The 1,982-nt window shown below is 74.3% G+C and carries 2 protein-coding genes; both read left to right on the top strand.

Annotation, left to right across the window (positions count from 1 at the left end; translation table 11 throughout):
* Positions 1-706 (top strand): ActD-like protein (locus tag D7Y13_RS41175; protein WP_120631052.1); only part of this gene is annotated, 706 nt, incomplete at its 5' end.
* The coding region (locus D7Y13_RS41170) for a caspase family protein (protein WP_147452637.1) at positions 703-1,982 on the top strand (1,280 nt) is incomplete at its 3' end. The genes D7Y13_RS41175 and D7Y13_RS41170, both read left to right, overlap by 4 nt.

Genomic DNA, 1,982 nt, shown 5'->3' with positions numbered 1-1,982 from the left:
CCTCCAGGCCCTGCCCCCCGACACCATCGCCCGCGAGGTGAAGGCCCGCTTCGGCCGCACCGCCGGCTCCGAAGGCGCCCTCTTCTCCGTGCCCCCATCCCGGGCGGAGGCCCCCGCCGCGCGCCCTTCGTGGCGCTTCCTGCCCATCCTGGTGCCGGTGCTCGCCGCCGCGACCCTGTTCGTCATCGCGCGGCCCCTGTCATCCACCGACGGGCGGGAGGCGCGGGACGCCTGGACGGAAGTGGGCGGCACCGGGGTCCTGGAACCCACCCGCAGCAAGGGACTCCAGCCTCGGCTCGACGTGCACCGGCAGGCCGCCGCCCGCACCGAACACCTCACCGACGGCGCCCAGGCCCAGGCCGGTGACGTGGTGCAGCTGTCGTACACCGCCGCCGGCAAGGCCCACGGCGTCATCCTCTCCGTGGACGGCCGGGGCGCAGTCACCGTGCACCTGCCCGACACCGGCCACGCGTCCGCCGCGCTGGAGCGCTCCGGTACGCACCTGCTGCCCCGCGCCTACGAACTGGACGACGCGCCCGCGTTCGAGCGCTTCTTCCTCATCACCGCCGACGCGCCCTTCGAACTGGACGGCGTGCTGTCCGCCGCGCGCGTCCTCGCCGCATCCCCCGAGGCGCGCACCGCGCCCCTGACCCTGCCCGTGGATCTGGCGCAGACGTCCTTCCTCCTGGAGAAGTCCCCCCGATGAGAGCGCCCGTCCTTGTCCTGCTGCTCTCGTTGCTGGTGGCGCCCCCGGTCCTCGCCGCCGAAGCCGTCGCCGTGCGCCGGCTGGCCCTGCTGGTGGGCGTCAACGATGGTGGTCCCGAACGCGTGAAGCTGCGCTACGCGGACACCGACGCGAGAGCCTTCTCCCAGGTGCTGTCGGAGCTGGGCGGCGTGCTGCCCCAGGACCGCGTGCTGCTCACGGACGTGGACCGCGCGGGCGTCCTGTCCGGCTTCGAGCGCATGCGCCAGCTCGCGGAGGGCGCGCGGGCCTCCGGGGCCCGGCGCGTGGAGGTGCTGCTCTACTACTCCGGCCACTCGGACGACGAGGGCCTGCTGCTCAAGGGCCAGCGCATGGACTACGGCGAGCTGCGCCGCGCGCTGCAGGGCCTGCCCGCGGACGTGCGCATCGCGGTGCTGGATTCGTGTGCGTCCGGCGCGTTCGCGCGTCGCAAGGGCGGCGTGGCCCGGCCCGCGTTCCTCGTGGACTCCGGCATCCAGGTGAAGGGCCACGCCATCCTCACCTCGTCCAGCGCGGATGAGGCGTCGCAGGAGTCGGATCGGCTGGGCGGCTCGTTCTTCACCCACCACCTGGTGTCCGGCCTGCGCGGCGCCGCGGATGTCACGCACGACGGCCGCGTCACCCTCACGGAGGCGTACCAGTTCGCCTTCCACGAAACGCTCGCGCGCACCGAGCGCACGCAGGGCGGCGCGCAGCACCCCAACTACGACATCGAGCTCGCGGGCACCGGCGACCTGGTGATGACCGACCTGCGCGCCACCACCGCGGGCCTGCTCCTCACCGAGCCGCTGGAGGGCCGGCTGTACGTGCGCGACGCGGTGGGCACGCTGGTGGTGGAGGTGCAGAAGGTGTCCGGCCGCTCCACCGAGCTGGGCCTCGCCCCCGGCGCCTACCGCGCGCGGCGCGAGCTGGGCGGCGGCGTGTCCGAAACGGCCTTCACGCTGAAGGAGGGCGTGCGCACGCCGCTGTCCCCCGGCGACTTCATGAGCGTGGGCAGCGAGGCCACCGTGATGCGCGGCGGCGCGGGCGGCATGGCGATGCCTGCGATGACACCGGGGGGCCGGGTGCGGCTGCCCGTGAACGTGAGCCTCATCCCGGCGGTGAGCACCAACCAGCTCCGGGCCGGCGACGCGCCGGTGGAGAATGTCTTCGCGGTGGGCGCCATCAACGGCGGCACGGCGCTGGGGGGCGGGCTGGCGCTGGGGCTCCTGGGCAACGTGTACGACGCGGAGGTGGAGGG

Origin of the sequence: Corallococcus praedator, from assembly GCF_003612125.1 — a bacterium.
GTDB classification, from domain to species: domain Bacteria; phylum Myxococcota; class Myxococcia; order Myxococcales; family Myxococcaceae; genus Corallococcus; species Corallococcus praedator.
This window is presented reverse-complemented; position numbering and strand designations above follow the sequence as displayed.